The organism is Pseudomonas sp. GD04058 (assembly GCF_029836855.1).
In the GTDB taxonomy this organism is placed as follows: Bacteria; Pseudomonadota; Gammaproteobacteria; order Pseudomonadales; family Pseudomonadaceae; genus Aquipseudomonas; species Aquipseudomonas bharatica.
The window spans coordinates 22,543-34,678 of sequence record NZ_JAOECN010000013.1; the positions used below are offsets into that span (position 1 = coordinate 22,543).

Genomic DNA, 12,136 nt, shown 5'->3' on the forward strand with positions numbered 1-12,136 from the left:
GTGAACTTTGCCCCGCCTGCCGGCTTCCCCTGAATAGACCGTACCACCACCAAGGGAGTGACAGCGCATGAGAGCATTGACCTATCACGGCGCCAACGACGTCAGAGTGGATACCGTGCCGGACCCGCAACTACACGAGCCCGACGACATTATCCTGCGGGTTACCGCCACCGCCATCTGCGGCTCGGACCTGCACCTTTACCACGGCAAAATCCCCGAAACCGAGCATGGCGACATCTTCGGCCATGAGTTCATGGGCATCGTCGAGGACACCGGCAGCGCGGTGACCAACCTGCAGGTCGGCGACCGGGTGGTGATCCCGTTCGTGATCGCCTGCGGCAGTTGCTTCTTCTGCAACCAGGACCTGTTCGCGGCCTGCGAGACCACGAACACCGGGCGTGGCGCCATCATCAACAAGAAAGCCATTCCACCAGGGGCAGCGCTGTTCGGCTACAGCCACCTGTATGGCGGGGTTCCAGGCGGGCAGGCCGATTACGTGCGGGTGCCCAAGGCCAACGTCGGGCCGTTCAAGGTGCCGACCAGCCTGGCCGACGACAAGGTCCTGTTCCTCTCCGATATCCTGCCCACCGCGTGGCAGGCCGTGATCAACGGCGGGGTCGGCCAGGGTTCGTCGGTGGCCATCTATGGTGCAGGCCCGGTTGGCCTGCTCAGCGCAGCCTGCGCACGCATGCTCGGCGCCCAGACCATTTTCATCGTCGACGACAACGACTATCGCCTGGCCTACGCCCGTGAAGCCTACGGGGCGATCCCGATCAACTTCGAGCAGGACGACGACCCGGCCGACAGCATCATTCGCCAGACCCCGGGCATGCGCGGGGTGGACGCGGTGATCGATGCGGTCGGTTTCGAAGCCAAGGGCAGCACCACCGAAACGGTGCTCACCGCGCTGAAGATCGAAACCAGCAGCGGCAAGGCGCTGCGCCAGTGCATCGCTGCGGTGCGCCGCGGCGGCGTGGTCAGCGTGCCCGGGGTCTACTCGGGCTTTATCCACGGCTTCATGTTCGGTGACGCGTTCGACAAGGGCCTGACCTTCAAGATGGGCCAGACCCACGTGCAAAAGTACCTGCCGGAGCTGCTCGAACATATCGAGGCCGGGCGGCTGCAACCGGAAATGATCGTCACCCACCGCCTGGCCCTGGAAGAAGCGGCGCTGGGCTACAAGATGTTCGACCAGAAGGAGGATGACTGCCGCAAGGTCATCCTGGTGCCGGGTGCGGCGGCCGGAACCCTGGGCACGGATTACGTATGAAGGAGAACGCAACCATGATCGATCCAGCAACAGGCATGAAGGCCGGCGAGCGCTACCAGGTGGAAAGCATCGAGCGCGCCCACCAGTTCCCGGGGTTTTTCCTCGATGGCAAGTACTACCTCGGCCCTGAACTGCTCACGGCAGTGGGCTGGCTGGAGGGCACCCGCTTCATCTACGACAGCCTCGATCCCGAGGGTGAGCCGGTGTTTCCGGACCGGGTCGCCGGGGAGATCCGCGACCTTGCCCTGACCCTGGTAGACGGTGCCGTGCTGCCGGTGACGCTGGTGGAGGCTTCGGCCTTCGTCGAACCGGAGGACGGCTGGGAGCCCGTCGAACAGGCTTCACCGAAGTTGCACAAGGCGCCGGGCCTGCTGCTGGCCGGGGCGATGGTGCTGCTGGGCGGCTTTGCCCTGGCAACGCTGAGGCGTCGCAGGTACTGAAGCCGCATCGATCGATACGGGGCCGGCAAGGCCCCGTATTCCTTCAGGCCATCTGGATATACACCGAGTAGCTGCCCAGCACGATCCAGAACAGCAGGAAGATCCACGGCGTGCGCAGGGAAAACAGCAGCGACTTGCGATGCCCGACCCGCGAGGTTTCCGCCTCGCTGAACAGCGGCGACTCGTCATAGGCCAGGCCCATCATCGGCTCGCTGCGCAGCAGATGACTTTGCTTGAGCTGCCAATGCTCGATGATCTTGAACGCCGCATGGATGCCCGGCCAGGCATTGAGCGAACTCAACACCCCGAGCAATGCCAGGAACGGCGCGACCATGAGCGTGAAGCTCGGGCCCCAGCCGGGATTCAGGTTGCCCATGCACGACACGAAGGCGATCACCAGGAACGACTGTGCGGTGAGGTAGGCGTCGGTGCGGTTGGCCAGGATGCTGGTTTCGTACTGAATCTCGCGGCGGTAGAAATCCAGGCGTTCCTTGGGCGAACCGAACATCCTGGCATTGCGTTCGTTGATCTCGTGTTCGGGGGTGGACGGGGTGATGATGCGCGGCACTCGATGCTCCCGGTTGCGTTTGAACGTCTGCGGTAGAACCAGGCACGGCATAAAGATTCAGTGGAATCGCGGCACAGGACCGCTCGTCGCACCGACCCGGGATCCACCTCAACCCTGCACGGCCCTGTCTTTCGAATTCATATCAGCCTCATCGAACGAAGGAGAATCGCCATGCACGACTACCCTACCCCGCCTTTCCCCACCCAACCCCAGGACGTCCCCGGCTCGCAGCGCAAGATGGAGCCATACCCCGACTGCGGCGAACAAAGCTATACCGGCAGCGGTCGCCTGCAGGACAAGATCGCCCTGATCACCGGCGGCGACAGCGGCATTGGCCGCGCCGTGGCGATCGCTTACGCACGCGAAGGTGCGGATGTGGCCATCGCCTATCTTGATGAGCATGAAGACGCCCAGGAAACCGCACGCTGGGTAGAGGCTGCCGGGCGCCAGTGCCTGTTGCTGCCTGGCGACCTGGCGAGCAAGGCGCACTGCCAGGATATCGTCGAGAAGACCGTGGGCCGGTTCGGCCGCATCGACATCCTGGTCAACAATGCCGCGTTCCAGATGACCCGGGAAAGCCTGGACGACATCGACGACGAGGAATGGGTGCGCACCTTCGATGTGAACATCACCGCTATGTTCCGCATTTGCAAGGCTGCGTTGCCGTCCATGCCTGCCGACAGCTCGATCATCAATACCAGCTCGGTCAATTCCGACGACCCGACCCCGACCCTGCTGGCCTACGCCACCACCAAGGGCGCCATCGCCAACTTCACCGCAGGCCTTGCGCAGTTGCTCGGCAGCAAGGGCATCCGCGTCAACAGCGTCGCGCCGGGCCCGATCTGGACGCCGCTGATCCCGGCGACCATGCCTGAAGACGCGGTGAAGAACTTCGGTTCGCAGACACCGCTTGGTCGTCCGGGCCAGCCCGTCGAGGTGGCGCCGATCTATGTGCTGCTCGGCTCGGACGAAGGCAGCTATATCTCGGGCTCGCGCTATGCGGTGACGGGCGGCAAGCCGATTCTCTGATCAACCGGCCTGCGGCCGGATCAGGTATTCCACCAGACTGGCCGCACAGGCTGTTATGCCGTCCAACACGACCATCTCGAAACCGTGGGTATTTTCCGTAGGAATGGCGATGCAGCCCGCGCGGGCATCAATGCCGCTGCTGAGCACCGCGCTGGCATCCGAGGCAAAATCCACCAGTAGCGCCGCCTGTGGGTCATACCCTGCCCGCGTGCAGGCCGCGAGCAAGCCCTGTACCACGCTGCGGCTGTAATAGCCTTTTTGGTCACCCGTATTGACGATCGGGTCGGCGCACAGGCGCGTGCCGTACTCGTCGAGTACAGGCCCGACCTCGACGGCGAGGGTAGTGTTGCCCGGCAGCCATGAAGCGGCGTACATGGCACCGGCATTGGATTCCTCCTCCATCGTGGTCAACACGAACCAGACATCCTGCTGCAGTTGCTCGCGCCGCTCGACCAGGCGCCTGGCGCATTCGATAACCGCGACCAACGGCGCGCGGTCATCGAGAAAGTGCGCTGCAATACAGTCCCCTACGCGGAAAGGCTTGCGCCAGTGCTGGCTGAAAACCACACGGGTGCCAGGGCGAACCCCGGCGCTTTCGAGCTGCGCCCTGGTCTGGCGGGTGACGACATGCACATCCTTCCACTGCACCGCCCCCTTGAGCACGTCACGCCCGTTGGCACTGTTTCCGCTGTTATGCATGGACCCGTAGGACAGCACTCCGGGACACACCAGGCGGTCGCCAAGGATATCCACCGGGCAGACCCCGAAGCTGATCGGTTGCGCGCCGCCCAGCGCCAGCACTTGCAGGGTGCCGTCGGGCATGACGTTCTTGACGATCATGGCGATCTCGTCCAGATGCGCCATGACCCTGATCGATGAGGCAGGGTCGGCGTCGCCCCCGGCACGGATCACTGCGACCAGGTTGCCGGCCTCGTCGATGCGGGTTTCATCGCAAAGCGGCTCCAGCATCCGCTGACAGATCACCCGCACCTCGTCCTCCTGGCCACCGGGCCCACGAGCGGCCAGCAGTTCTTCCAATAGCGTTGCGATATCCACCCTTGCAGCTCCCTTGTGCGTCGATGCTGCGGTTGACCGCCGCGCGCGGCAGCGCGTTCAGCCTGATTCCGGACGAACTCCCGCCTTCACCGGCCTGTCCCAGAAACAGACCCCACCGCTCAAGAGGCCGCACCGTGACCACAGACTCGACCCCTGACACCCAACACGGCGAACCTCGACGCGACCAGGGCGGCTGGCTGCTGCTGGAGGAATATGCGGCGCTGGGCGATGGCCGCTCGGTGGCGCTGATCGGACTGGATGGCTCCATCGACTGGTGGTGCGTGCCGCACATGGACTCGCCGCCCTTGTTCGACCGCCTGCTGTCGCCCAGGACTGGCGGCTATTTCGCGATCACCCCCTGCGAAGCCTTTCGCACCGAGCGGCGCTACCTGCCCGACAGCAACGTGCTGGAAACCCTGTTCATCACCGCCAGTGGCCGCGCGCGCCTGGTCGAATCCTTGAACAGTGGCCCCGCCGGGCGCCTGCCCTGGGCCGAACTGGCGCGGCGCATCGAAGGCCTGGAGGGCAGCCTCGAGTTCGATGTCGCCATCGATTTCGGCACCCAGGCCGACACCGTCAGCCCCTACCTGGCGTCGAACGATAATGGCTGCGTGTTCTATGCCGGCGACATTCTTGGGCTGTTCCTGCATGACGAGCGGCTGGCCATCCAGCGCAAGGACGATCTCGGCGTCAGGGCCCGCGCCCGGGTCTCGAAGGGCGAGAAAACCGTGCTCGCGCTGATCGCCGGGCACAACGAGCCGTTGGTGGTACCGCCATTGGAACTGATCGACCAGCGTATCGACGGCTCCGACCGCGAATGGCGGCAATGGGCAACGACCCTGCACTACGACGGACCGTACAGGTCCACGGTGGTACGCAATGCCCTGGCGTTGAAACTGCTGCTGTCCTCGCCCAGCGGTTCGATCATGGCGGCGGCGACCACCTCGTTGCCCGAGCGCATCGGTGGCCTGAAGAACTACGACTACCGCTTCGCCTGGATCAGGGACGCCAGCTACACCATCGAAGCCTTTATCGGCATCGGTGCGCAACCGGAGGCCAAGGCGGCCTTCACCTGGTTGTTGCGCCGCCTCGGCGAGCACGGGCCGCGGGTGTTCTACACACTCGATGGTGCCTTGGGCGAGTGCGTGCGGCCCGTTGACCTGCCGGGCTACAAGAATTCTCCGCCAGTGGTCGGCAACGACGCACGCGACCAGCTCCAGCACGGGGTGTACGGCGATATCTTCGAGACCGCGCGCTGCTTCATCGATAGCGGCAACATTCTCGACACCTCCAGCGCCATGATCCTCTCGCGCCTGGCCGACCAATGCGCGGACCGCTGGCGTCAGCCGGACGCCGGGATCTGGGAGCTGCAGCAAAGCCGCCACTACACCACCTCGAAGATCAGTTGCTGGCAGGCCCTCAGCCGGGCCATCGAACTGGCTGATGGCGGGCACCTGCCGACCACCTGCCGCGAACGCTGGCAGCGCGAACGCGAGCGGGTCCGGGAGTGGATCGAGAAGCACTGCTGGAGCGAGGCGCGCCAGGCGTATCTGTTCTACCCGGACAGTGATCGTCTGGATGCATCCGTGGCCCTGGCCGTGCGCTTCGGCTACCCGTCGGTGGAGCGCTTGCGCAGCACCCTGGACGCGGTCCATGAAGAGCTCGGCGCCGGGGCTTTCCACTATCGCTACAGCCAGGCCGCGCAGGAGGAAGGGTGCTTCCTGGCCTGCACCTTCTGGCTGATCGAGGCCTGGGCCCTGCTCGGCCAGGACGAGCGCGCCCGGGCTGCCTACGGCGACGCGCTGGCTGGCCTTGCCCACGGCGTGGGCATCTACTCGGAAATGATCGATCCCGTGCAAGGCCATTTCCTCGGCAACCTGCCCCAGGGCCTGACCCACCTGGCCGCCTTGCGCGCCGCCTTGGCCATCGGCGGCCAGGGGCCGCAACGTTGATCGTGCCGGCCATCATCGGCATTGAACCCTTTCGCTTGAACCCGGCTCCATCCCTGTGCAAGACCGTGTTTATCCAGCCCATGAAGAGGTGAATCCATGAACGCTATCGAGCTGCTGACCAAGGACCATGAACTGGTGAAAAAACTGCTGGAGGAGCTGTCCTCCACTACCGAGCGCGCCGTCAAGAAACGCGCCGAGCTGCTGCACCGCATCGAGCAGGAACTGCAGATCCACACCCAGCTGGAGGAAGAAATCCTCTATCCGGCCATCAAGCAGGCCGGCGGCAAGGAAGAGGCGAAGATGTACTACGAAGCCAAGGAAGAACACCGTACCGTCGATTCCCTGGTGATTCCCGACCTGCTGGAAACCGAGCCGGGAACGGTGGAGTTCGCCGGGCGGGTCAAGGTGATGAAGGAGTTGCTCGAGCACCATATCGAGGAAGAGGAAAGCGAGCTGTTCCCGACCGCGAAGAAGTTGCTGGGCAAGGCGAAGCTCGATGAACTGGGCCAGGCCATGGAGATGCAAAAGAAGCTGCTCAAGGGCGAACAGCGCGCGGCCTGATGCAACCGGCCTGCGCGCCCGCAAGGCGCGCAGGCTTAGTTCTTACTGCGTAGGCGATTCGGTATCGATGAAGGGCGGAACCTGCGCCAGCGGGAATTCCCGACGCTGCTCACGCTGCGCAGTGCGCCTCGACTCCAGCGGTTCCAGGCGCTGCGGCTGCCCGCTTTGCAATGCCCTCTCGATCGCCATCACCACCCGCACGTCCCGCCATCCTTCCTCGCCATCGGGCTCCGGCTGCCGGTCCTGCAGGATGCAATCGGAGAAATACGCGGTTTCGCCGGCGAATTGATCGACCACCGGGTGCACCTGCTCTCGGGGCTCGCCATCCACGGTGGCACGGTAACTGATCGCTACACCCTCCCCATAACCGAAGCAAGGCGACCCTTCGATCTCACCCTTGGTGCCGAGCAACTGGAAACGCTCGCTGTCGGGCAGACAGTAACTCAGGGTGAACTGCGCCAGGCGCTCCCCCGGAAACCGCAGGCTGACCGTGACCGTATCCCAGGTGTCCACGGCGCTGCCGGGTGAATGGACACCGATGGCCGACACCTCGATCGGCTCGGCGTTGAACAACTGGCGAACCATGTTCAACGGATAGGGGCCCATGTCCGGCACCGGGCCGGCGCCGAAGCCGCTGTGCGCCCGGTGATTGGTGGGCTTGACCGTCTGGGTGAAGGTCGAGGTGAACAGTCGCGGGTCGCCGAAATCACCGGCGCGGACCCGACCGATGATGTCCAGGGTGCCCGGCTCGCAATGCAAGCGATAGGCAATCATCAACTTCGCCCCGGAGCGTTTGGCGGCGGCGATCATCGCCTGGCAGTCCTCTTCGCTGGTAGCCATCGGCTTTTCCAGCAGTACGTGGATCCCCGCCTCCAGGGCCGGTACCACGAACTCGCGATGGCGGAAGTTCGGGGTGGCGATGTACAGCGCATCGACCTCGCCTGAGGCCAGCAACGCGGCGTAGTCTTCGTAGGCGTACGCCTTGAGGCCGTATCGGTCGGCCAGCTTCGTGGCCTTCTGTGGATCGCCGGTCACCAGCGCAGTCATTACCGAGTTGTCGGTCTGCCCGACGCCGGGCATGAACGCACCCTGGGAAATCGAGCCGCCCGCCACCACGCCATATCGAATCTTGCCTTCTGCATTGGGCATGTTGCCCTCCTTGTAGTCTTTGACACGCAGAAGTGTTGGCAAGGCGCCGCCCAGAGCGGTTCCATAAATTTGCTTGAACCGCGCTCCGGGCCATTCAGTCACACATCGAAAGGTACCGCAGAGGGGTTTATCGGATGGAACACTGGATCGGATTGCTGGACTGGCCGGCCATGGCACTGACCGTACTGGCTGCCTGGTGCATCGGCTCGCGCCGCCCGGGACGCCGCAAGATCGGCTTTTGCTGCTTTATCGCCAGCAACCTGCTGTGGGCCATATGGGGCTGGCAGGCACAGGCCTGGGCGTTGATCGCGCTGCAGGTGTGTCTGTGCGCCATGAACCTGCGCGGCTGGAAGAAAAACACCCTTATGGATGCCGAGGCAACCATTGGGAAAGCCACCGACACCTAAGTCGGCAATTCGTTCAGCCGGCGCCTTGCAAAAGCGCGGCGACCGTCTAAGTTTGTGACAACCGTCAAATTAGCCATCAAAACAATATCACCCGCCCCCGGAGACCTTTTTTCTTCCGAGCATTGACGCTCAGCCTCAAAACACTGAAACGGACATCAGTTACAACACTATCAAGAGGGATGCTTGATGAAGCGCGCTCCTTGGCGTCGTGCACCCGCAAAACGGGTGTATGCCGCCCCCTTCTGGGTCTCGGTGATTTGCTTTTCGGGGCTGGTGATCGCCAGCTTCCTCGCATTCGAACAGCAGATCCTGGATTTCCTCACCCACCTCGAGACGTACCTCCCCGAGACGCCCGCGCAAAAAGCCAACCTGGCCCTGCTGCTGGTCGCCCTGCTGGCGCTCGACGTGGTGCTGCCGGTGCCGTCGAGCGTGGTGGCGTTGCTGGCCGTGGCCGCACTGGGCGGAGCCGGCGGTTACCTGGTGATTTTCCTCGGCCTGTGTCTCGGCGCCTGGCTGGGGTATGCCCTCGGCGCCGGATATTTCCGCATGCTCGCGGGTCGCCTGGGGCTGCATCGTCGTCAGCCGGGGCAGCTTGGCCGCACACTCGGCACCCTGTCGTTGATCTGCCTGCGCGGCGTCCCCGTCCTGGCGGAAACCTCGGTAGTGGCTGCCGGCATGCAGCGCTACCCGATGCGCCGCTTCGTCCTGGTCACCACCCTGGCCAATGCCGGCCTGGCCCTGGCGTATGCCTTGGTATATAGCGCCGTGGGCAGCTTCCTGGCAGAGCAAAATGCGCTGCTGGTCACCCTGTGCGCGGGCATGGTCCTGCCCGGGCTGTTCATGGCCGGTCATGGCCTGGCGAAGAAACTGCGCGGGCAAGCCCAGGAGCACGCGCTGCGCGGGCGTTTCACCGTCAGCTACGACTACCCGGTGCTGTTCACCGATCACCTGTTCGCCCCGGGCAATGATTGCCTGCGCCAGCAACTGACCGCCGGGCAGCATGGCCGGGTGACCGTGCTGATCTTTGCCGACCAACGACTGCTGCAATGCAACCCGCAGCTTGCGGGGCAGATCTCGAGCTGGTTCAGCGCCCGCAGCGCCGACCTGCACCTGAAGGCCGCACCGATCAGCGTGGCCGCCGGCGAGCTGAGCAAGACCGACGAGGTATTGCAACAGCTGTACGCCGACATGCTGCACCACGGCCTGGACCGCCATTGCTATGTGCTCGCCATGGGCGGTGGCGCCCTGCTGGATTCGGTGGGTTATGCCTGTGCGACCTTCCACCGCGGCGTTCGCCTGATCCGCATCCCGACCACGGTACTGGCGCAGAACGACGCCGGTATCGGGGTAAAGAACGGCATCAATGCCTTCGGCCAGAAAAACCTGCTCGGCGCCTTCTACCCGGCCAATGCGGTGATCAACGACTTCCAGTTGCTCACCAGCCTCGGCCGCCGCGACCAGCTCGCCGGTCTGGCCGAAGCGGTAAAGGTGGCGTTGATCAAGGACGGGACGTTTTTCCAGTGGATGGAGCAACAGGTAGACGAGCTCGCCCGCTTCGAGCCTGCCGCCAGCCGCCATGCCATTCGCCGCTGCGCCGAACTGCACCTGGCGCATATCACCGGTGCCGGCGATCCCTTCGAACGTGGCAATGGCCGCCCGCTCGACTACGGCCACTGGGCCGCGCACAAACTGGAAAAACTCGGCCAGCACCGCCTGCGCCATGGCGAAGCGGTAGCCGTGGGCATGGCCCTCGATGCGCTGTACGCCAATGCCCTTGGCCTGCTCGGCGATGCCGATAGCGAACGGATCATCAACCTGTTGCAACGGCTGGGTTTCGACCTGTGCCCGCCGGAACTGGGTTTGAAGGATGCGCAGGGGCGCTCCCTGGTGCTGCTGGGGCTGGAAGAGTTCCGCCAGCATCTGGGGGGGCGCCTGTCGATCCCCATGCTCGACCGCATCGGTGGCTGCATCGACCTGCATGAAATCGACGATCGCATCATGGAGCAGGCCTTGCTTCGGCTATCCGCCCTTGGTGCATCGCCCTTCCACCTGCACGAGGGCTATGCGCAATGAGCCAGGCACCGAACCTCAAGGCCTGGATGACCCTCGGCAGGGTCTCCAACCTGCCCACGGTGTGGACCAATTGCCTGGCCGCTGCGCTCCTGGCCAGCAGCGCCGGCGCCCTGGCGCCACCGTCGGCGCTGGTGTGGATCCTGCTACTGGTGACCCTGTCGCTGTTGTACCTGGCCGGCATGCTATTGAACGACCTGCTGGATGCCGATTGGGATCGACAGCACAACAACCCGCGGCCGATCACCCTTGGCCTGGTCAGCCGCCAGCAGGTGCGTGTTGCCTCGTGGCTGCTGCTGGCCCTGGCCGGCACCTCGGCACTGGGCCTGAGCCGGTTGATCGAACAGCCTGGATGGTTGCTAGGCAGCGTCACCCTGCTGGTCGGCTGCATCCTCGGCTACAACCTATTGCACAAGAAATACGTGCACAGCGTCTGGCTGATGGGTGCCTGCCGCTCGGCACTGTACCTGTGCGCCGCAGCCAGCCTGGCGGTGCCGCCCGAGCCTATCTGGCTCTGCGCGATCCTGCTTGGCGTCTACATCAGCGGACTCACCTACCTGGCCAGCCAGGAGCACCGCAACCGATTGGTCAGCCGCCTGCCCCTGTTGCTGATGCTCAGCCCGCTGGCCCTGGCGGTGTATGCCGAAACCCTGTGGTTCTGGCCCGTGTTGCTGCTCTGGCTCGGCTGGCTGGGCCGGCATTACTGGCTGCACCTGGCCAACCCTCGGCACCTCAAGGTCCGCGCCTTCATCGGTGCAGGCCTGGCAGCACTGCCGCTGTTCGACGCGCTGGTGATGGCGGTGGCCAACCAGCCCGTGGGCAGCCTGCTGTGCGTGCTGGTGTTCTTCCTGCTTCCTCGCCTGCAACGCTGGATCAAACCGACATGAGTATGGACGTGACCCTGCGCGACACCGGCCTGGCCGAATGGAACCAGGCCCTGACAGCACTGCTCGACAGCAGTGAGCAGCAATGGTGGCTGCAAGCGCGCAACCGCCTCGGGCAAACTGCGGACGCCAACGGCGCGGCGATGCTGAGCAGCCAGTGCAAGCGGCATCTGCGCCGCCAGGCAGTGCCCGGCGTCGAGGACCGGGACTCGATCGAGCTGGCCCGTGCGCTGCTGCTGGCCCAGGTCAGCGAGGCCCATCCCGCGCACGCCCGGCCAGCCTTGCTGCAGCAGTTGTTCCTGTGGGGCGACGACGAGGAAAAGATCGCCCTGCTCAAGGCCTTGGACTGGCTTGATAGCCAGGGCGCCTGCGTGGACCTGGCCCTGCTGGCCGGACGCACCAGCAATTCGCGGGTATTCGCGGCTCTCGCCCTCGACAACCCCTACCCGTCCCGCCATTACCCCGAGCGCGCGTTCCAGCAGTTGCTGCTCAAGGCCCTGGGCATGGGACTCGACGCTGGCCGGGTGATCGGCATCGAGCAACGCCGCAACGCCGAACTCAACCAGCTCGCCCTCGACCTGATGGACGAGCAACTGGCCGCCAACCGTGCCGTGCCGGCCAGCCTGCCGCGGCTGATTGCCTTCGAATTGCTTGAACCGGCCCAGCGCCAGCGCCTGGCGGACCTGCACCGGGAAGGCTGCTTGCCGGCGGAGTGGCAGGCGCACTGCGCCGGGCCCTGAACAGCATTCA

The 12,136-nt window shown here is 64.6% G+C and carries 11 protein-coding genes and 1 pseudogene; 9 read left to right on the forward strand and 3 right to left on the reverse strand.

Features of this window, described 5'->3' with window-relative positions; genetic code table 11:
• Positions 1-67 precede the first annotated feature (67 nt).
• Both N7650_RS13330 and N7650_RS13335 read left to right on the forward strand, forming a co-directional pair.
• A complete protein-coding gene (locus N7650_RS13330) occupies positions 68-1,270 on the forward strand; it encodes a zinc-dependent alcohol dehydrogenase (RefSeq protein WP_009405383.1) in 1,203 nt (400 codons plus the stop codon).
• A 14-nt stretch (positions 1,271-1,284) separates the two neighbouring features.
• Positions 1,285-1,566, forward strand: a pseudogene (locus N7650_RS13335) (short chain dehydrogenase); the annotation flags it as partial.
• A 187-nt stretch (positions 1,567-1,753) separates the two neighbouring features.
• Here N7650_RS13335 and N7650_RS13340 read toward each other — a convergent pair.
• Entirely contained in the window at positions 1,754-2,278 is a 525-nt protein-coding gene (locus N7650_RS13340; protein WP_279898594.1) for a hypothetical protein, read from the reverse strand.
• 171 nt (positions 2,279-2,449) lie between these two features.
• Between N7650_RS13340 and N7650_RS13345 the strand changes: the two genes are divergently transcribed.
• Entirely contained in the window at positions 2,450-3,307 is an 858-nt protein-coding gene (locus N7650_RS13345; protein WP_279898595.1) for an SDR family oxidoreductase, read from the forward strand.
• Here N7650_RS13345 and N7650_RS13350 read toward each other — a convergent pair whose 3' ends face one another.
• A complete protein-coding gene (locus N7650_RS13350) occupies positions 3,308-4,363 on the reverse strand; it encodes a M28 family peptidase (RefSeq protein ID WP_279898596.1) in 1,056 nt (351 codons plus the stop codon).
• 197 nt (positions 4,364-4,560) lie between these two features.
• Here N7650_RS13350 and N7650_RS13355 point away from each other — a divergent pair, with 197 nt between their 5' ends.
• Both N7650_RS13355 and N7650_RS13360 read left to right on the forward strand, forming a co-directional pair.
• On the forward strand, positions 4,561-6,315 hold the full coding sequence (locus N7650_RS13355) for a glycoside hydrolase family 15 protein (RefSeq protein WP_279898684.1): 1,755 nt from the start codon (positions 4,561-4,563) through the stop codon (positions 6,313-6,315).
• A 96-nt stretch (positions 6,316-6,411) separates the two neighbouring features.
• Entirely contained in the window at positions 6,412-6,876 is a 465-nt protein-coding gene (locus N7650_RS13360) for a hemerythrin domain-containing protein (protein ID WP_009405377.1), read from the forward strand.
• Positions 6,877-6,918: 42 nt separating this feature from the next.
• On the opposite strand, the gene N7650_RS13365 is transcribed toward N7650_RS13360, so the two are convergent.
• Positions 6,919-8,025: a Gfo/Idh/MocA family oxidoreductase gene (locus N7650_RS13365; protein ID WP_279898599.1), complete on the reverse strand. Its 1,107-nt coding sequence runs from the start codon at positions 8,023-8,025 to the stop codon at positions 6,919-6,921.
• 134 nt (positions 8,026-8,159) lie between these two features.
• Between N7650_RS13365 and N7650_RS13370 the strand changes: the two genes are divergently transcribed.
• From N7650_RS13370 to N7650_RS13385, 4 genes are all read left to right on the forward strand, one after another.
• Entirely contained in the window at positions 8,160-8,432 is a 273-nt protein-coding gene (locus tag N7650_RS13370) for a hypothetical protein (RefSeq protein ID WP_009405375.1), read from the forward strand.
• Between the two features lie 186 nt (positions 8,433-8,618).
• Positions 8,619-10,505, forward strand: a complete 1,887-nt coding sequence (locus N7650_RS13375; protein WP_279898600.1) for a 3-dehydroquinate synthase — start codon at positions 8,619-8,621, stop codon at positions 10,503-10,505.
• Positions 10,502-11,389: a UbiA family prenyltransferase gene (locus tag N7650_RS13380; RefSeq protein WP_279898602.1), complete on the forward strand. Its 888-nt coding sequence runs from the start codon at positions 10,502-10,504 to the stop codon at positions 11,387-11,389. The genes N7650_RS13375 and N7650_RS13380 overlap by 4 nt, the downstream gene beginning before the upstream one ends.
• Positions 11,386-12,126, forward strand: a complete 741-nt coding sequence (locus N7650_RS13385) for an EboA domain-containing protein (RefSeq protein ID WP_279898603.1) — start codon at positions 11,386-11,388, stop codon at positions 12,124-12,126. Before N7650_RS13380 ends, N7650_RS13385 begins: the two co-directional genes overlap by 4 nt.
• Positions 12,127-12,136: the final 10 nt, after the last annotated feature.

Coding starts and splice junctions, on each gene's coding strand:
- N7650_RS13345 (WP_279898595.1), top strand. CDS start 2,450: ATGCACGACTACCCTACCCCGCCTTTCCCCACCCAACCCCAGGACGTC.
- N7650_RS13330 (WP_009405383.1), top strand. CDS start 68: ATGAGAGCATTGACCTATCACGGCGCCAACGACGTCAGAGTGGATACC.
- N7650_RS13385 (WP_279898603.1), top strand. CDS start 11,386: ATGAGTATGGACGTGACCCTGCGCGACACCGGCCTGGCCGAATGGAAC.
- N7650_RS13375 (WP_279898600.1), top strand. CDS start 8,619: ATGAAGCGCGCTCCTTGGCGTCGTGCACCCGCAAAACGGGTGTATGCC.
- N7650_RS13360 (WP_009405377.1), top strand. CDS start 6,412: ATGAACGCTATCGAGCTGCTGACCAAGGACCATGAACTGGTGAAAAAA.
- N7650_RS13380 (WP_279898602.1), top strand. CDS start 10,502: ATGAGCCAGGCACCGAACCTCAAGGCCTGGATGACCCTCGGCAGGGTC.
- N7650_RS13365 (WP_279898599.1), bottom strand. CDS start 8,025: ATGCCCAATGCAGAAGGCAAGATTCGATATGGCGTGGTGGCGGGCGGC.
- N7650_RS13370 (WP_009405375.1), top strand. CDS start 8,160: ATGGAACACTGGATCGGATTGCTGGACTGGCCGGCCATGGCACTGACC.